Source organism: Telluria sp. ZB2R32, assembly GCF_059685715.1.
Window position 1 is genome coordinate 222,586 of sequence record NZ_JCASIG010000001.1, and the last position, 18,581, is coordinate 241,166.

The window sequence follows — 18,581 nt, forward strand, 5'->3', positions numbered from 1 at the left end:
GGGACTCATATCCCCCGTCCACCCTACAGGTATATTCGCAAAATGAGCGAATATGCGCATCACTCCCCGCTCGACCTTCTCTGGTGCATGATCACCTCCGCCAGCCTGGCCGCCGCCTGCTGCGCCGAAGGCTGCTTCTTCAAACGCCCCAGCACTTCGCGCGTGATGTTTTCCGATGCCGTGCGCTGGCGCGCTTCGGCGTGGCGTTCGTTGATGGCGTCTTCGGTGGCCGATAGTTCGGCGGCCTGCTCTTCCAGTCGCTTCGTTTCCAGTGCCAGCAGTTCGCGCCGGGCATCGGCCATCTGGTGCGTGGTGGCGGCGGTGCGGCGCTGCATTTCGGCGTGGGCCTGGGCGTGTTCCAGCAGGGCGCGCTGGGCGTCGCGTTTTTCCAGTGCCGCCTCGGCGGCGGCGCGTTCGGCCAGTTCGTGCTCGCGCGCCAGGCGCGCGGTTTCTTCTTCCGCTTCCTGGCGCACGCGTGCGGCCAGCGCCGCTTCCTGTTCGGATGCCAGGCGCGCCGCCGCCGCCGCGTTCGCGCGCGTGTCGAGTTCGAGCTGTTCCTGCTGCGCCGCCAGCTGCTGCTCGGCCAGCGCCAGCGCCTCTCGCCCTGCTTCGACCGCCTCGCGCTCCGCCTCCAGCGCCGCTTCGGTGGCGGCCAGGCGTGCGCTATCCGAAGCGGCGCGTTGCGCCTGCAGGCGCGCCAGTTCGGCCGCCGCCTCGGCTTCGGCCTGGGCCGCCGCCGCTGCGGCTTCGCGCTGCGCCGCTTCTTCGATCACGCTGGCAGCCTGCAGACGCTGGGCGTCCAGCACAGCCTGCTGGGCCTCCAAGGCGCGCCGCTCGGCATCGGCCTGTTCGCGCAGCAACGCCGCCTGGGCCGCCTCGGCTTCGGCACGCGCCGCGGCGGCCTGCGTCATTTCCTGTTCGGCCTGCAGCCGTTCCTGGATCTGCACCAGTGCCGCGCTTTCGGCCTCAAGACGGGCACGCTCGGCGGCCGCCAGGGTCTCGGCCTGCTGCGCGCGCTGCTGCGCCACTGCCGTCGTCTGCTGCTCCTGTGCCAGCGCTTCGGCGGCCAGCGCCAGTTCGGCTTGCTCTGCCGCGTTGGTGCGCGCGCGCGCATCGGCGGCGGCCTGGGCCTGGGCGGCGCGCTCCTCGGCCAGGGCGCGTTCGCGTTCCTGTTCCCTGGCTTCGGCTTCGGCTGCCTGCGCGGCCACGCGGTCGGCTTCGGCGCGCCTGCGCGCGTGTTCGACCGCGGCCGCTTCCGCCTGCACGCGCGTTTCCACTTCCAGGCCGGCTTCGTGTTCGGCTTCGGCGCGCGCCAGGGCCAGCTCGCGCAGCTGGCGGTCGGCTTCGATGCGCGCTTCGGTGGCCTCGGCAATGCGCGCTTCGGCTTCGCGCCGTGCTTCGGCGGTGGCGGCGGCGGTTTGTTCGAGGCGCTCGCGGTGGATGGCGGCGTCGCGCAATTCCTTTTCCAGTTGCAGGCGCGCGCGCAGGGTATCGGCAGCGACCTTGGTCGAATCGGCCTGCGATTGCGCGATCGATGCGCGTTCGTGTTCGACGTGGGCCAGTGCGCGTGCTTCTTCCAGCGCACGCGCTTCGGCGGTGGCGCGGGCAAAGGCCGAGGCCAGCGCGACCTGGTCGGCGCGCTCGCGCTGCAGCGCCAGTTCCAGCGCTTCGGCTTCGACCTCGGCCAGCTTTTCGGCGGTCTGGCGCGCGGCCTTTTCGGCCCGTTCGCGTTCGCGCGCCAGCACGGCCACGCGCGCGTCGGCGCTGGCGCTGTGCAGCACTTCCTCGCGCGCGGCCTGCACGGCGGCGACGCGTTCGGCCGCCTGGCGCCGTGCTTCTTCGGTCTGCACCAGCAATTCTTCAGCGGCGCGCGCGGCTTCCTGCGCCATCGCCGCTTCGGCTTCCATCTGCTCGGCGGCGCGGCGGCGCGCTTCGTCGGCGGCGCGCGCACGCGCTTCGACGGCGAGGCGTCCTTCGGTGTCGGCCTGCACGCGCGCGCGCAGCTCGGCGGTTTCGATGCGCATCGCTTCCAGGCGTTCGGTCGAGGCCTGGGCGGCGGCGCGCAGGGTTTCCAGGCGGTCGCGATTGAGTTCGATGACTTCTTCCGATGCCTGGGCATTGGCCAGGGCGGCCGCCGCGGCGGCGGCGTCGAGCGCCGCGCGCTCCTCGGCCAGCGAACGGGCGCGCGCTTCGGCATGGGCGCGCGTCTCGGCGGCCACGCTGGCTTTCGCTTCGGCTTCCACGCGGGCGATGGCTTCCTTGATCGCCATTTTTTCGACGGCGCCACGGTCGCTCGGTGCGACCTGGGGAACCGGCGCGGCGCTCGAGGCGGGCATGTCGATGGTGAAGTCGGTATCGTCGTGAGGTGCTTGTTCCATGATGGCTCTCGGGTTATCGCGGGCACTGAGGCGGTCGCCAAGTTCGCTGACTCATTATCAACGAAACCCGACAATCATGACACGCCGAACTGCGCGATGAAACCGGCGCAATTCGCCGCTTAAACTGCTGAGCCAACGTGGCCCGGCTCACACCGGCCATAACGGCGGCTCGTCCATCAGCGCCACCTGCTCGCGCAATTCGAGGATCCGGTCCTGCCAGTAGCGCTGCGTGTTAAACCAGGGGAAGGCGGCCGGAAACGCCGGATCGTCCCAGCGCATCGCCAGCCAGCCGGCGTAATGGATCAGGCGCAGGGTGCGCAGGGCTTCGACCAGGTACAGCTGGCGCGGGTCGAAATCGCAAAAGTCTTCATAGCCGGCCAGGACGTCGCTCATCTGGCGCACCATGTCGCCGCGTTCGCCCGAGAGCAGCATCCACAAGTCCTGCACGGCCGGGCCCATGCGGCTGTCGTCGAAGTCGACGAAGTGCGGGCCGTCGCCGGTCCACAGCACGTTGCCGCCGTGGCAGTCGCCATGCAGGCGCAGGCTTGGCTGCACGCCGGCACGTTCGTAGCAGCGCGCCACGCCGGCCAGCGCCTGCTCGACCACGCTGGCATACGTCGCGCGCAGTTCGTGCGGCAGGAAATCGTGGCGGACCAGGAAATCGAAGGGCTCGCGGCCGAAGGTCTGCGGATTGAGTTCGGGCCGCAACGTGTACGGCCTGACCGCGCCCACGGCGTGGATGCGGCCGATGAAGCGCCCCATCCACTCCAGCGTATCCGGGTCGCCCAGCTCGGGTGCGCGGCCGCCGCGGCGCGGGAAGACGGCAAAGCGAAAGCCGTCGAATTCGTGCAGGGTACGGCCGTCGATACTCAAAGCCGGCACCACCGGGATTTCGTGCCCGACCAGTTCGGCCACAAAGGCGTGTTCTTCCAGGATGGCGGCATCGCTCCAGCGTTCGGGGCGGTAGAACTTGACCACCACCGGCTCGCCCTCGTCACGCCCGACCTGGTAGACCCGATTCTCGTAGCTGTTCAGGGCCAGCAGGCGGCCGTCGCCGTGCAGGCCGACACTGTCGACGGCGTCGAGCACGCGGCCCGGGTCGAGCCGCGAGAACGGGTGCGCCGCGGATTTTGCGGAAGAAATAGACTCGTTGTGCATATCACCATTGTACGGCGCGGCGCGTTATTTCGTACGCTCGCTGCCTTCCAGGCGTTACACTGGCGGACTTCACGCATCCAGCGCCATACTTTTAAGAGCACACCATGCAACTCGAACAGCCCCTCAGCGAAAAAGAATTCGACGAACTCGACCAGTTCCTCCTCTCCGAGCGCAGCCCGGAAGACGCGATGACGATGGACACCCTGCACGGCTACCTGACCGCGATCGCGATCGGTCCGGAAACCATCATGCCGGCCGAATGGCTGCCGCGCGTCTGGGGCCAGGACGGCACCGCCGCGCCGAAATGGAAGAACGGCAAGGAAGAAGAGCGCATCCTCAACCTGATCATGCGCTTCATGAACGAAGTGCTGATCACCTTCGAAGTCGCGCCGAAGGAATTCGAGCCGCTCTACTGCGAGCACGAGCACAACGGCCAGACCCTGATCGACGCCGAAGCCTGGTGCTGGGGCTTCTGGGAAGGCATGGAACTGCGCCCGGGTTCGTGGCAGCCGATCTGGGAATCCGAGGTCGCCGAACTGATGCGTCCCCTGTACCTGCTCGGCGCCGACGAGATCGAGGAAGAAGAATTGCCGCTGGTCGAAGACCCGGTCAAGGCGCACCAGCTGGCGCTGGAAATCGAAGCGAACCTGCCGGCCATCTACCGCTTCTGGGTGCCGCTGCGCAAGGCCGCAGTGGAAACCGTGCGTCACGAAACGCCGAAGGTCGGGCGCAACGACGACTGCCCTTGCGGCAGCGGCAAGAAGTTCAAGAAGTGCTGCGGAGCGGAATCGGCGTAATTGCCGGGGGCCTCAAGCCTTACGTAAAGAAGAGCCCGGTAATCGCCGGGCTTTTGTTTTTCTGGCCGCCCCCCAGTCGTGCAACGGGAATTCGTTACGAATTGTGCTTTTTTAGTACGCTTTTTATCTTATATTGTTGGTTTTTAGATATTTAGCCACCATGTCGCCAGCGAACTGGTAAATTTGTCACCCCATTCAACATGCATGCGATGCACGTGTCCCCAGCCAAGTCAGCCGCCCTCCCGATCGCGGGTTTTGTCCCGCACCTGCATGCATTCGACACGGGTGCCGGTCCATCCCGGCTATTGATCATCGACGACGATCCGCGCCTGCTGCATTCCCTGCGTGAACTGCTGCGCGACGACGGCATGGACGTCACGACCAGCCGCAGCGGCAAGGAGGCGCTCGAACAACTGTCGAACACGCGCTTCGACCTGGTGCTGCTCGACCTGTGCCTGCCCGACGTCGGCGGCCACCGGATCATGGATGTCATCAGGCGCGACCAGATCGACGTCGACGTCGTCGTCATCAGCGGCAGGGTCGAAATCGAGGCGGCGATCGGCGCCCTCAAGCGTGGCGCCTACGATTACGTGCGCAAGCCCTACAGTTTCGAGGAGATCCTGGCGACGGTGAGGAATGCGCTGGAAAGCCGGCGCCTGCGCCAGGCGAACCGGTATATCGCCCTCGAACTGGAAAACTCCGAGCGGATGTACCGCTACCTGGTGGACGCTTCGCCCGACATCATCTATACGCTCGACGGTGAAGGGCGCTTCACCTACATCAACGACCGCGTCGGCCGGCTGCTCGGCTTCCAGCGCGACCAGCTGATCGGCCAGCCTTACCAGGTACTGGTGTTCGAAGACGACCTGGAACTGGCCAACCACGCCTTCAATGAGCGCCGCGGCGACGAACGCGCCGCGCGCAACATCGAACTGCGCCTGAAGTGTTCGCCCGGCGCCGCGCCGAACCGCGCACAGGAAGCCCCCGTGCGCACGATTTCCCTGAACGCCTCGGGCATGTACCTGCAGGACCGTGCGGCCGACAAGCCGGGCTTCGTGGGCACCTATGGCGTGGTGCGCGACATCACCGAGCGCAAGCGCGCCGAGGCGGTGATCTCCTACCAGGCCTATCACGACATCCTGACCGACCTGCCCAACCGCAGCCTGTTCCAGGACCGCCTGGGTCTGGCCCTGATCCAGGCCAAGCGGAAAAAGACCGACCTGGCCGTCATGTTCATCGACCTCGACCGCTTCAAGCTGGTCAACGACACGCTCGGCCACTTCAAGGGCGACCAGTTGCTGCAGCAGGTCGCGCGCCGCCTGAAGGCATGCCTGCGCGAAGGCGATACGCTGGCGCGCCAGGGCGGCGACGAATTCACCGTGGTGCTGCCCGACCTGCACCAGCACGACGATGCCGGCCTGGTGGCGGCCAAGATCATCGACAGCTTGCAGCAGCCATTCCAGCTGGACGAACACACCGCCCACATCTCGGCCTCGATCGGCATCGCCGTCCATCCTGCGCACGGAGAGACGATCGACGAACTGCTGCGCAATGCGGATACGGCGATGTACCAGGTCAAGGGCGAAGGCAAGAACGGCTTCGCCTTTTTCGACCAGTCCTCGCAGGAACTGCTCGAGCGCCGCATTGCCTTCGGCCACAGCCTGCGCCGCGCGCTGGCGAGCGACGAACTGGAAATGTACTACCAGCCGCAGGTCGACAGCAGCGACAACCGCATCGTCGGCGTCGAGGCGCTGATCCGCTGGAACCATCCCACGCGCGGCCTGATCCTGCCGGCGGAATTCCTGCCGTATGCCGAAGAAAACGACCTGGTCGCGCCGATGTCGGACTGGATGATCGACGCCCTGTGCCGCGACGTGCAGGCGTGGAAAGGGGTATGCGGCGACCTGAAACTGTCGATTAACATCGCGCCGCAATACCTCGATCGCGGCAGCTTCTACGACAAGATGCGCAGCGCGATCGCGGACTATGGCATCGCGCCGAACCGGATCGAGATCGAGGTCACCGAAAACATCTGCATCGACAATCCGCACCACGCCATCGACCAGATCAAGCGGCTGGGACAGCTGGGCGTCTCGGTGGCGATCGACGACTTTGGCATCGGCTATTCGTCGCTGGCCTACCTGCACCGCTTCCCGGTCGATACCATCAAAATCGACCAGTCGTTCATCCGCAACATCGTCGACGAGGAAGCGCACTACCCCGTCGTCCTGGCCATCATCGCGATCGCGCGCGGGCTGCGCCTGAACCTGATCGCGGAAGGCGTCGAGACCGACGTGCAGGTGCGCTACCTGCGCGCGCATGGCTGCACCGTCATGCAGGGGTACCGCTTTCACCGGCCAATGCCGGTCGGGGAATTCGTGGCGCTGGTGACGGCCGGGTGATAACCCTGGGGTCAGGTCTGACACATTTAGACACGGCCTCTGCTTTAATGCAGCCTGTATTACGCGGCCGGCCATAGGTATGGTTGAGCTCGTATCTGAATGTCAGACCCGACCCCAGCAGGTTCTTGACCCCAGCAGTTCTTGGCCCCTCAGGCCGCCGTCTCCAGCCGCTCTTCGCTCAACGCCGCCAGCAAGTCCGACTGGCTGACCAGCCCCGCCATCGCCCCTTCCTTGTCGACGATCGCCACCTGGTGGTAGCCCTTGTCGGTCAAGAGCGGCACCAGTTGCGCCAGCGGGGCGTTTACATCCAGCGCCACCACGCGCTGCTGCATCGCGTCCTGCACGCGCAGCGCGGCGCCCGGCACCAGTTGGCGCAGGCGCGCGCCCCAGCCGACCTGGCGCAGCACGTCTTCCTGGGCCAGCACGCCGCGCAGGCGGCGCTCCGCGTCCAGCACCGGCAGCGACTGCAGGCGATAGCGCAGCAGCAGTTCGCGTGCATGGTCGAGGGTGTCGCGCGGCGCGACGAACACGATCCGGGTCGACATCAGCTCGCCGCAGGTGCGCTCCTTGAACTGGCGGTGCAGCGCCAGCTGGCGCGCGTCGTCGACGATGGCGAGCAGGTCGTCGCGGCTGACGTCGAGCACTTCGCCGTAGCTCCGCAAGGCCGCTTCCAGGTCGTCCTCGGTAATGCCCAGGCGCGCATTCGGCGCCGGGTCGCCGGTGCCGTGCAGGTTGCGGTCGGCGGCGTGCTGGGCGTGCGGATAGCGGCGTCCCGTGAGGTTGTTGTAGAGGATGGCGGCAAGGACGATCAGGGTGGAATTCAGGGCCACGGGATTGAACGCGAACGTCCAGCCCGCCGCATGCACGGCATGGCCGCCGAGCACAGTGGTGAGCGCAACCGCGCCGCCCGGCGGGTGCAGGCAGCGCAGGGCGAACATGGCGGCGATCGCCAGGCAGCCGGCCAGCGGCGCGGCCAGCAGCGCGTCCGGCACCAGAGAAGCGCAAGCCACGCCGATCAGGGCCGAGACGGTATTGCCGCCCACGACCGACCAGGGCTGGGCCAGCGGGCTGGCCGGCACGCAGAACAGCAGCACGGCCGAGGCGCCCATCGGCGCGATCAGCCAGGACGCCTGCTCAGGCGCCAGCACGTGGGTCAGGAGTGCGGTGACGAACAGGCCGACACAGGCGCCGATGGTGGCGCGGATGCGTTCGGGCTTGCCGCTGGGAAGGGGCTGGGGCAGGAAGCCGTGCAGCCATTGTTGAAATGTTGCGCGCATAAAACCGCAAAGAGCAAAGACCGCAATTACACCACATCGGCCCCGCCATCGCTGGCTGATGCGCGAATCATCAAATCCAGCAAATGCGCGTTCGCGCACGGACGGACGAGTTCGCCTTCTTCATTCTAGGCACTGAAATCACTTGCGGCGCACCGCGCCACGTGACCTCAAATTCGATAAAAAAGGAGCCCTCCATGAAGAAAGCACTGCCACTCACGCTGCTCGCCGGCGCCGCCCTCCTCGCCACGGGCGCCTGGGCCCAGTCCAACAAACCGGCGAAAGCCGATTCGCACATGCAAAAGGTACTCGATGCCCACGCTGCCCTGAACCCGAAGCCGATCGAGACCCTGACCCCGGACGAGGCGCGCAAGCAGCCGACGCCGGCCGACGCGGTGAAAAAGGTCCTCACCGACATGAAGAAATCGACCGCGCCGGAACCGGGCGTGACGGTCAAGACGATGACGGTCGGCAGCGGCGAGGCCAGCTTCCCGGTCCACATCTATACGCCTGAAGGCAAGGCCCCATTCCCGGTGATGGTGTACTACCACGGCGGCGGTTTCGTGATCGCCGACACCAAGGTGTATGACGCCAGCCCGCGCGCACTGGCCAGGATGGCCAACGCCATCATGGTCTCGGTCGACTACCGCCGCGCGCCCGAACATAAATTCCCGGCCGCGCCGAACGACGCCTTTGCCGCCTACCAGTGGACGATCGACCACGCGCGCGAATTCAACGGCGACCCGACCCGCGTCGCGGTCGGCGGCGAGAGCGCGGGCGGCAACCTGGCGACCGTGGTGTCGATGATGGCGCGCGACAAAAAGGTGGCGCTGCCCGTGCACCAGTTGCTGGTGTATCCGGTCGTGAACGACGACATGAACACGCCCTCGTACCAGAAGAATGCCGAAGCCAAGCCGCTCAACAAGGCGATGATGGCCTGGTTCTTCGGGCACTACGGCGGCGACCCGAAGAGCCCGTACGCATTGCCGATGAAGGCCACATCGCTGAAGGGCCTGCCGCCGGCGACGATCGTCGCGGCCGAGATCGACCCGCTGCTGTCCGAGGGCAAGGCGTATGCGGACAAGCTCAAGAAGGATGGCGTGGCCGTCAGCTACAAGGAATATAAAGGCGTGACGCACGAGTTCTTCGGCATGGGGGCGGTGGTGCCGAAGGCGAAGGAGGCGGAGCAGTTTGCGGCGGATGCGTTGAAGAAGGCGTTTGCGGCGAAGAAGTGATGTTTTAGCGCCGGCATCGGTGGTGACGTTGCCACCATGCCGACCGTGTACCGCGTGGGCACAAGTGCCCACCCTACATTGATGTACGATATGCAAATATCACTCAACGGAGAACCCATGAAACACCCTGTTCTGTGCCTGCTGGCCGCGCTGATCGCCGCCCCCTCGTTTGCCGCCGCCCCGATGGCGAAAACCCCGGCGCCCGGCTATTTCCGCATGATGCTGGGCGACTTCGAGGTCACGCCGCTGTCCGACGGCACCGTCGACCTGCCGGTCGACAAGCTGCTGGCGCAAAAGGCCGACAAGACCAATGCCACGCTGGCGAAAGCGCACCTGAAGGCGCCGCTGGAAACCTCGGACAATGCCTTTCTGGTCAACACCGGCGGCAAGCTGATCCTGATCGACACCGGCGCCGGCGTGCTGTTCGGGCCAACCCTGGGCAAGATCCAGGCGAGCCTGAAGGCGGCCGGCTACACCCCGGAACAGGTCGACGAGGTGTATCTCACCCACATGCACAGCGACCACCTGGGCGGCCTCGCCGCGCAGTCGAAGGCGGCCTTCCCGAATGCGGTCGTGCGCGCGTCGAAAGCGGAAGCCGACCACTGGCTGAACCAGTCGAAGATGGACAAGGCGCCCGCCGACGACAAGGGCTCGTTCAAGAATGCGATGGCCGCGCTCGATCCATACGTAAAAGCCGGCAAGTTCAAGACCTTCGAGGGCGACGTCGAGCTGGCGCCGGGCATCCGCGCCCAGGGCGGGCACGGCCATACGCCGGGCCACACGGCCTATGTGGTCGAGAGCCGCGGCCAGAAGATGGTGGCGATCGGCGACCTGATCCACGTGGCGGCGGTGCAGTTCGAGGATCCGGCGGTGACGATCGCGTTCGACGGCGACCAGAAAGCGGCGGCCGCCGCGCGCAAGAAACTGTTCGATGCAGCGGCCAAGGACGGCGCGCTGATCGGCGGCGCCCACCTGCAGTTCCCCGGCCTGGGCTACCTGCGCACCGAAGGGAAAGGCTACCGCTGGATACCGGTAAATTACACCCAGATGCGCTAAGGCGCGACGTTACGCCGCGGCCGGCGCCCTTGCGATCGTCGCCAGCACGCGCGCCAGTTCCTCGAACGCCACCGGCTTGACCAGGTGATGGGCAAACCCGGCCGCGAGCGAAGACCGGCGGTCGTGTTCCTGGCCATAGCCCGACACGGCGATCAGCACGCTGTGCGCCGTTTCCGGCTGCGCGCGCAGGCGCCGCGCCAGTTCGTTGCCGTCGATGTCGGGCAGGCCGATGTCGAGCAGGCAGGCGTCGGGACGGGCGCTGCGCGCCAGTTCCAGCGCGCGCAGCGACTCGTGTTCGATGAAGACCTCGTGGCCCTGCCCTTCGAGCAGCAGCGCCAGCATGGTGGCGGCGTCGACGTTGTCGTCGACCACCAGCAGGGTCAGCCGCCCGGCGGCGTCGGCGCCGGACGTTCCCGCTGCCGGCACTGGCGGGGCGTTCCCAGGGGCCGCCAGCGGCAAGGTGACCGTAAACGTACTGCCCTGCCCCGGACCGGGACTGGCGCAGCCGACCGTGCCGCCATGCAGCGCCACCAGGTTGCGCACCAGCGCCAGGCCGAGCCCGAGGCCGCCTTGCGAACGGTCCGAACTGCGCTTGGCCTGGGTGAACAGGTCAAAGGCGCGCTCGGTCAGTTCGCGCTCCATGCCGATGCCTTCGTCCTTCACCTCCAGCACCACCTTGCCGGCGGCCGCCTGCACCCCGACATCGATCGCGCGTTCCTCGGGCGTGTACTTGACCGCATTGCCGAGCAGGTTCGAGACCACTTGCACCAGGCGCGCGCGGTCGCCTTCGACGCTGACCGGCAGCGGCGGCAGGTGCAGAGAGAGGCGCTGGCGCCGCGCCGCCAGTTGCGGGCGCACCTGTTCGACCGCTTCGTCGACGATCGCGCGCAGGTCGAGCAGGGTGCGCTGCAGTTCGATCAGGCCGCGCGTGACGCGCGAGACGTCGAGCAGGTCGTCCACCAGGCGCGTCATGTGGCGCACCTGGCGCCCGATGATGGCGCTGCTCTGGCGCACCCGGGTTTCGTTGAGGGCGCCCATGTCGAGCAGCGTGGCCGCCGCGCTGATCGGCGCCAGCGGGTTGCGCAATTCGTGCGCCAGCATGGCCAGGAACTCGTCCTTGCGCTGGTCGGCCATTTTCAAGCCCTCTTCGGCGCGCTTGCGGTCGGTGATCTCGCGGAAGAAGATGGCGACCCCGCCGTCCTGGGTGGGAAAGGCGCGGATTTCGTTCCAGCCGCGCCGTCCGCCCACCGGCGCCAGCGGATGCTCGACGCTGCCGGCCACGCGCTCGTTCATCGCGCGGTACAGCATGGCGGCGGCCGGCGTGCCCTCGACTTCGGGGAACAGGTCCCAGTGGTTCTTGCCGATCACCTGTTCCGACGTCAGGCCGCAGATGCGCAAGCCTTCGGCGTTCATTTCCAGCATCGTCCAGTGGCGGTCGGCCAGGCCGAAGCCTTCGCTGATGGTGTCGAAGATGTAGCGGCTGCGGTCGCGCTCGGCGCGCAGCTGCGCCTGGGCGCGCGCCGTTTCCAGCGCGGCCCAGGTGCGCTCGGCGGTTTCGCGTGTGAAGCGCACGTCCGAATCGGTCCAGTGATAGGGCTGGGCGCGGTTCAGGCTGAGGAAGCCGACCAGGCGGCCGCCGCGCATCAGGGGCACGGTCAACACGGCGGCTGCCGCTTCCGCGCGGAAGATCGCTCGGCAATCGACCAGGCGCGGGTCGGTGTCGACGTCGTTGATGACGAAGGTGTCGCCTGCGCGCGTGAGCGTGGCGACCGTCGGGCCGAAGCCGTCGAGCGGATACTCGCCGCGCGACAGTTCGCGCGCGCCGCCGGCGTTCCACTGGTGGCGCACGGTAAACGTCTGGCCGGCGTCGTCCACCTCGGCATAGGTGGCGCGGCTCAGGCCCAGTTCCGCGCCCAGCAGGGCACTCGCCTTGGCCAGCACCTCGTCGGGCGTGCCAAGCGGGTGCAAGGTATCGGACAGCTTGAGTTCGAGCGCGGCGCGCCGCTCTTCCTGCACCCTGCCCGTCGTTTCCATGACCGTGCAATACATGCCGGCCACGCGCCCGGCGCCGTCGTGCAGCGGTGAATAGGAAAAGGTGAAATAACCCTGCTCCGGAAACCCGCGGCGCAGCACGGTCAGCGGCAAGTCTTCATGAAAGGCCGACTTGTTCGACAGCGCGCGGTCGATGATCGGCACCAGGTCGTTCCAGATCTCGGCCCAGACCTGCTGGAAGGGCTGTGCCAGCGCCTGCGGATGCTTGGCGCCGAGGATGATCGCGTAGGCGTCGTTGTAGAGGAAGCGCAGGTCCGGTCCCCAGGCGACGAACATCGGGAAGGCGGAATTGAGCGACATGCCGACCGCGGTCGTCAGTTCGGGCGGCCAGCTTTCGGGATGGCCGAGCGGACAGGTGCGCCAGTCGTGGGCGGCCAGCAGCGCGCGCACGCCGGTGCGGGGAATCGAGGGATCGTCGGGAAAGAGGCCGGGCATGGCCGGATTGTCCCACAGTCGGGCAATGGCTGGAGCTTGACTTGCTCCGGGTTCATTAAAGACCCGTAGGGTGGGCGGCTCCACCTCGTCGGTGATATACCCGCGGCGTATGCGCCGCCCACGCGTCCAACCAGCCGTCGATCCGTCGCGACGTTTCAGGATCTGGTTGAACGCGTGGGCGGCATCGGGACAGCGGGCCAGCATGCGTCCAGGGCATAGCCGCCCACCCTACCGGGTACCGGTTCAAATCTTGATGAAATGCTCGCGGTAGTATTTCAGTTCCTCGACCGATTCGATGATGTCGGCCAGCGCGGTGTGTTTCTGGTGCTTCTTGAAACCCGAGGCCAGTTCCGGCTTCCAGCGGCGGCACAGTTCCTTCAGCGTCGACACGTCCAGGTTACGGTAGTGGAAGAAGGCTTCCAGTTTGGGCATGCCGCGCGCCATGAAGCGGCGGTCCTGGCAGATGGTGTTGCCGCACATCGGCGACTTGTTGGCCGGGACGAAGTTCTTGAGGAAGGCGATCAGCGCGGCTTCGGCGTCGGCTTCGGTCACGGTCGACGCTCTTACACGGTCGATCAGGCCCGACTTGCCGTGGGTGCCCTTGTTCCAGTTGTCCATCTTGTCCAGCGTCTCGTCCGACTGGTGGATCGCGAAGACCGGGCCTTCGGCCAGCACGTTCAGGTGCATGTCGGTGACGACGACGGCGATCTCGATGATGCGGTCGCTATCCGGATCGAGGCCGGTCATTTCCATGTCGACCCAGACCAGGTTCATGTCGTTGGGACGCTGGGCGGTGGACGCAGGGGTGGCAGGTACGGCGGATTCGGTTGGGTGTGACATAATTCTCTCTTTGCCTAATCAATCCTGCATTTTCTCACAGGCACTGAATGTCTTCACTCGCGTTTTCGGTTTTGTTCGTCGTTTTCTTCGTGCTCACGCTCGGGCTGCGCTTCTGGCTGGCCAACCGCCAGATCCGCCACGTGCTGCGCCACCGCGGCCGCGTGCCGGAGGAATTCGCGGCCAAGGTCTCGCTCGATACCCACCGGAAGGCGGCCGACTACACGGTCGCCAAGACCCGCTTCGGCATCGCGGCGCTGCTGTGGGGCGGCCTGACCCTGGTCGGTTTTACCTTGCTGGGCGGTCTGCAGGCCATCTCGAACGCGCTGCTGCCGCTGGCCGGTCCGGGAATGCTACATCAGATCGCGCTGATCGCCGCGTTCGCGATTGTCTCCGGCCTGCTCGACCTGCCCTTCGACTATTACCGCCAGTTCGTGCTCGAGGAACGCTTCGGCTTCAACAAGATGAGCGTCAAGCTGTGGATCGCCGACATGGTCAAGGGCGCGCTGGTGGGCGCCGCCATTGGCCTGCCGCTGCTGTGGGTCGTGCTCAAACTCATGGAGTCGACCGGCTCGCTCTGGTGGTTCTGGACCTGGCTGGTCTGGAGCGGCTTCCAGCTCTTGATGATGGTGCTGTACCCGAGCGTGATCGCGCCGCTGTTCAACAAGTTCACGCCCCTGTCCGACGACAGCCTCAAGGCGCGTATCGAGGGCTTGATGGCGCGCGTCGGCTTCGCCTCGAAAGGCCTGTTCGTGATGGACGGCAGCCGCCGCAGCGCCCACGGCAACGCCTATTTTTCCGGCTTCGGCGCGGCCAAGCGCATCGTCTTTTTTGACACCCTGATCGAGCGCCTGGCGCCGCACGAAATCGAAGCGGTGCTGGCGCACGAACTGGGGCATTTCAAGCTGAAGCACATCGTCAAGCGCATCGTCGTGATGTTCGCGCTGTCGCTCGCCTTCCTCGCCGTGCTCGGCTACCTCAAGGAACAAGCCTGGTTCTATACCGGCCTGGGCGTGATGCCGCAACTGGCAGGTCCGAACGATGCCATGGCCCTGCTGCTGTTCGTGCTGGTGCTGCCGATCTTTACCTTCGTGTTCGGCCCCTTGAGCGCGATCACCTCGCGCAAGCACGAATTCGAGGCCGACGCCTTCGCGGCGAAGCACAGCGACGCCAAGGACCTGGTTTCGGCCCTGGTGAAAATGTACGAGGACAATGCCTCGACGTTGACGCCGGACCCGCTGCATTCGGCCTTTTACGATTCGCACCCGCCGGCCTCGGTACGGATCGCCCATTTGAATGGAGCGGCGGCATGATGCTGCTCGATCAGCGCTGCACGCATGGCGCGCCGGCCTTGAGCCCGGCCGGGTTGCCCGCCTTGATGGCGCAGGCGCCGGACTGGCGCGTGGACGGCAGCCGCATCGTGCGTGCGTTCGAATTCAGGGACTACCACGAGACGATCGCCTTCGTGAATGCGCTCGCCGGGATGATCCACGGCGAGGACCATCACCCCGAACTGATTGTGCGCTATCGCCACTGCATCGTCGCCTGGACGACCCATTCGGCGGGCAACGCCATTTCCATGAACGACCTTATCTGCGCTGCGAAAGCCGACGCAATCTACGAAGAACGGACACGCGCATGAATGAACAACCGAGCCTGACCGGCACCATCATCGCCGCGCACGGGCGCCATTACCTGGCCGATGCGGACGGCGAAAAACTCCAGTGCGTCACGCGCGGCAAGAAGACGAATGTCGCCGTCGGCGACGTGGTGCACCTGGTGAAAACTTCGAACGACCAGGCCGTGATCGAAAAGATCGCCGAACGCACCACCCTGCTCTACCGCTCGGACCAGTACAAATCAAAGCTGCTGGCGGCGAACATCTCGCGCCTGTTCATCGTCGTCGCCACCGAACCGGGCTTCGCCGACGACCTGGTCTCCCGTTCGCTGGTGGCGGCCGAGGCGGCCGGCATCGAGGCGCACCTGATCCTGAATAAAACCGACGTCGAGGACTTGCTGCCGCGCGCGCGCGAACGCGCCGGCGTCTATGCCGCGCTCGGCTATCCGGTACACGAAGTATCGGCGCGCGCCAACCCGGAACACGCGCTGGAAGTGCTGCGGCCGCTGCTGGCCGGCCAGTCCTCGATCTTCATCGGCCAGTCGGGCATGGGCAAGTCCTCGCTGATCAACCTGCTGGTGCCGGACGCCGACATCGCCGTGCGCGAAATCTCGGCCGCGCTCGACACCGGCAAGCACACCACTACCTTTACGCGCCTGTACTGGCTGCCGGATGGAGCGGCCATCATCGATTCGCCGGGCTTCCAGGAATTCGGCCTGTACCACCTCAGCGAAGGCATGCTCGAGCGCGCCTTCGTCGAGTTCAAGCCGTATTTAGGCGGCTGCAAGTACTACAACTGCCGTCACCTGGCCGAGCCGCAGTGCGCGGTGCTCACGGCACTGGCCGAAGGCAAGATCGCGAAGCACCGGCATGAGCTGTACGGGCAGCTGCTGCACGAGTCGGCGCAGACGCTGTATTAAGCTGCTTTCCCTACCGTCAAGCAAAACCCTTATAATCAAAGGGATACTCTCTTTGAAGAACACGACATGCCAGGCACCAAAGCGATCAAGCACTTCCTGCAGTTCTCCGACTTCTCGCTCGACGAATTCGAATACGTCATCGAGCGCGCGAAGGTCATCAAGCGCAAGTTCAAGGCCTACGAGGTGTACCACCCGCTGGTCGACCGCACGCTGGTGATGGTGTTCGAGAAGAGTTCGACCCGTACCCGCCTCTCCTTCGAGGCCGGCATGCACCAGCTGGGCGGCGCGGCGATCTACCTGAACACGCGCGACAGCCAGCTCGGGCGCGGCGAACCGGTCGAGGATGCGGGCCAGGTGATGAGCCGCATGTGCGACATCATCATGGTGCGCACCTTCGGCCAGGACATCATCGAACGCTTCGCGGCCAATTCGCGCGTCCCGGTGATCAACGGCCTCACCAACGAACATCATCCGTGCCAGGTGCTGGCCGACATCTTCACCTTCTACGAGCACCGCGGCCCGATCGCCGGCAAGACAGTGGCCTGGATCGGCGACGCCAACAACATGCTGTATTCGTGGCTGCAGGCGGCCGAGGTCTTCGGCTTCCACCTGAACATCTCCATGCCGAAGGGTTACGACCTGGACCCGGCGCTGGTCTCGACCACGCGCTACACCCGCTTCGACAATCCTGCCGACGCCTGCGAAGGCGCACACCTGGTCAGCACCGACGTCTGGACCAGCATGGGCTTCGAGAAGGAAAACGCGCAGCGCCTGCAGGACTTCGACGGCTTCATCGTCGACGCCGCCAAGATGGCGCGCGCCACGCCGGACGCGATCTTCATGCACTGCCTGCCGGCACACCGCGGCGAGGAAGTCGCGGCCGAGGTCATCGACGGACCGCAATCGGTGGTCTGGGACGAAGCCGAGAACCGCCTGCACGTGCAGAAGGCGCTGATCGAATACCTGCTGCTTGACCGGATTGAAGACAACTGATTTTTAGCACCACCCTTGTTTGATCGTCGGTCCGCAAGGACCGGCTGACCACACCCCCACCTCCCTCTCCACACTGGAATTTCCATGAGCGACATCAAAAAAGTAGTGCTTGCCTACTCCGGCGGCCTCGACACTTCCGTCATCCTGAAATGGCTGCAAGACAATTACGGCTGCGAGATCGTCACCTTCACCGCCGACCTCGGCCAGGGCGAAGAACTCGAGCCGGCGCGCGCCAAGGCGATCAAGTTCGGCATCAAGCCGGAAAACATTTACATCGACGACGTGCGCGAGGAATTCACGCGCGACTTCGTGTTCCCGATGTTCCGCGCCAACACCGTGTATGAAGGCGAATACCTGCTCGGCACCTCGATCGCGCGTCCGCTGATCGCGAAACGCTTGATTGAAATTGCCAACGAAACCGGCGCCGACGCCGTCTCGCACGGCGCGACCGGCAAGGGCAACGACCAGGTCCGCTTCGAACTCGGCGCCTACGCACTGAAACCCGACGTCAAGATCATCGCTCCATGGCGCGAGTGGGACCTGCTGTCGCGCGAAAAGCTGCTGAAGTACGCGGAAGACGCTGGCATCGCGGTCGACATGAAGCACAAGAACGGCGGCGCGCCCTACTCGATGGACGCCAACCTGCTGCACATCTCCTTCGAAGGCCGCCACCTGGAAAACCCGAGTGCGGAAGCCGAGGAATCGATGTGGCGCTGGACCGTCAGCCCGGAAGCGGCGCCGGACCAGGCCGAGTACCTCGACATCGAATACGAGCGCGGCGACATCGTCGCCCTGAACGGCAAGCGCATGACGCCGGCCGAAGTGCTGACCGAACTGAACCGCGTCGGCGGCAAGCACGGCATCGGCCGCCTCGACCTGGTCGAGAACCGCTACGTCGGCATGAAGTCGCGCGGCTGCTACGAGACGCCAGGCGGCACCATCATGCTGCGCGCGCACCGCGCAATCGAATCGATCACCCTCGACCGCGAAGTGGCGCACCTGAAGGACGACCTGATGCCGCGTTACGCCTCGCTGATCTATAACGGCTACTGGTGGGCGCCGGAACGCGTCGCGCTGCAGACGCTGATCGACCACACGCAAGCGACCGTCAACGGCTGGGTGCGCGTCAAGCTGTACAAGGGCAACGTGATCGTGGTGTCGCGCGATTCGAAGACCGATTCGCTGTTCGACATGAACATCGCAACGTTTGACGAAGACGGCGGCGCCTACAACCAGGCCGACGCCGGCGGCTTCATCAAGCTCAATGCGCTGCGCATGCGCATCGCGGCGAAGGCACGCGCGAAGCGCGGGCAGTAATACAGCCGCGTGTTGCAAATGGAAGCCGCCTTCGGGCGGCTTTTTTGTTAGCTGCTGTGCACTGCAGGTGGGCTCTCCAAGCTCACGCGTTACGCACGTGTCCTGCACC

General features: G+C 65.8%; 14 protein-coding genes. 9 read left to right on the top strand and 5 right to left on the bottom strand.

Annotated features, from left to right (window positions below):
- Positions 1–59: 59 nt before the first annotated feature.
- The gene (locus AC56LG_RS00995; protein WP_497164277.1) at positions 60–2,378 is read right to left on the bottom strand and encodes a coiled-coil domain-containing protein; all 2,319 of its coding nucleotides are present in this window, start codon (positions 2,376–2,378) and stop codon (positions 60–62) included.
- A 147-nt stretch (positions 2,379–2,525) separates the two neighbouring features.
- Positions 2,526–3,536, bottom strand: coding sequence for a serine/threonine protein kinase (locus tag AC56LG_RS01000; RefSeq protein ID WP_497164278.1), 1,011 nt, complete (start codon positions 3,534–3,536; stop codon positions 2,526–2,528).
- A 104-nt stretch (positions 3,537–3,640) separates the two neighbouring features.
- Between AC56LG_RS01000 and AC56LG_RS01005 the strand changes: the two genes are divergently transcribed.
- Together AC56LG_RS01005 and AC56LG_RS01010 are read left to right on the top strand one after the other, a co-directional pair.
- Complete coding sequence (locus AC56LG_RS01005) at positions 3,641–4,333, top strand: UPF0149 family protein (protein ID WP_497164279.1); 693 nt, start codon at positions 3,641–3,643, stop codon at positions 4,331–4,333.
- 209 nt (positions 4,334–4,542) lie between these two features.
- On the top strand, positions 4,543–6,735 hold the full coding sequence (locus tag AC56LG_RS01010; RefSeq protein ID WP_497164280.1) for a putative bifunctional diguanylate cyclase/phosphodiesterase: 2,193 nt from the start codon (positions 4,543–4,545) through the stop codon (positions 6,733–6,735).
- 149 nt (positions 6,736–6,884) lie between these two features.
- Here the strand turns inward: AC56LG_RS01010 and AC56LG_RS01015 are convergent, their stop codons facing one another.
- On the bottom strand, positions 6,885–8,012 hold the full coding sequence (locus AC56LG_RS01015; protein ID WP_497164281.1) for an HPP family protein: 1,128 nt from the start codon (positions 8,010–8,012) through the stop codon (positions 6,885–6,887).
- 194 nt (positions 8,013–8,206) lie between these two features.
- Between AC56LG_RS01015 and AC56LG_RS01020 the strand changes: the two genes are divergently transcribed.
- Together AC56LG_RS01020 and AC56LG_RS01025 are read left to right on the top strand one after the other, a co-directional pair.
- The gene (locus AC56LG_RS01020; protein WP_497164282.1) at positions 8,207–9,244 is read left to right on the top strand and encodes an alpha/beta hydrolase; all 1,038 of its coding nucleotides are present in this window, start codon (positions 8,207–8,209) and stop codon (positions 9,242–9,244) included.
- A gap of 117 nt (positions 9,245–9,361) precedes the next feature.
- The gene (locus AC56LG_RS01025; RefSeq protein WP_497164283.1) at positions 9,362–10,300 is read left to right on the top strand and encodes an MBL fold metallo-hydrolase; all 939 of its coding nucleotides are present in this window, start codon (positions 9,362–9,364) and stop codon (positions 10,298–10,300) included.
- A gap of 9 nt (positions 10,301–10,309) precedes the next feature.
- Here AC56LG_RS01025 and AC56LG_RS01030 read toward each other — a convergent pair whose 3' ends face one another.
- Together AC56LG_RS01030 and orn are read right to left on the bottom strand one after the other, a co-directional pair.
- The gene (locus tag AC56LG_RS01030) at positions 10,310–12,787 is read right to left on the bottom strand and encodes a hybrid sensor histidine kinase/response regulator (RefSeq protein ID WP_497164284.1); all 2,478 of its coding nucleotides are present in this window, start codon (positions 12,785–12,787) and stop codon (positions 10,310–10,312) included.
- 243 nt (positions 12,788–13,030) lie between these two features.
- Positions 13,031–13,561, bottom strand: a complete 531-nt coding sequence (orn, locus tag AC56LG_RS01035; protein ID WP_497165003.1) for an oligoribonuclease — start codon at positions 13,559–13,561, stop codon at positions 13,031–13,033.
- Positions 13,562–13,674: 113 nt separating this feature from the next.
- Between orn and AC56LG_RS01040 the strand changes: the two genes are divergently transcribed.
- The 5 genes from AC56LG_RS01040 to AC56LG_RS01060 all read left to right on the top strand — a co-directional run bounded on the left by AC56LG_RS01040 (position 13,675) and on the right by AC56LG_RS01060 (position 18,472).
- Entirely contained in the window at positions 13,675–14,937 is a 1,263-nt protein-coding gene (locus AC56LG_RS01040) for a M48 family metallopeptidase (RefSeq protein WP_497164285.1), read from the top strand.
- On the top strand, positions 14,934–15,266 hold the full coding sequence (locus tag AC56LG_RS01045; protein WP_497164286.1) for a 4a-hydroxytetrahydrobiopterin dehydratase: 333 nt from the start codon (positions 14,934–14,936) through the stop codon (positions 15,264–15,266). Before AC56LG_RS01040 ends, AC56LG_RS01045 begins: the two co-directional genes overlap by 4 nt.
- Complete coding sequence (gene rsgA / locus AC56LG_RS01050) at positions 15,263–16,162, top strand: ribosome small subunit-dependent GTPase A (RefSeq protein ID WP_497164287.1); 900 nt, start codon at positions 15,263–15,265, stop codon at positions 16,160–16,162. Before AC56LG_RS01045 ends, rsgA begins: the two co-directional genes overlap by 4 nt.
- Before the next feature lie 66 nt (positions 16,163–16,228).
- Entirely contained in the window at positions 16,229–17,155 is a 927-nt protein-coding gene (gene argF / locus AC56LG_RS01055; protein ID WP_497164288.1) for an ornithine carbamoyltransferase, read from the top strand.
- Positions 17,156–17,239: 84 nt separating this feature from the next.
- A complete protein-coding gene (locus AC56LG_RS01060; RefSeq protein WP_497164289.1) occupies positions 17,240–18,472 on the top strand; it encodes an argininosuccinate synthase in 1,233 nt (410 codons plus the stop codon).
- Positions 18,473–18,581: the final 109 nt, after the last annotated feature.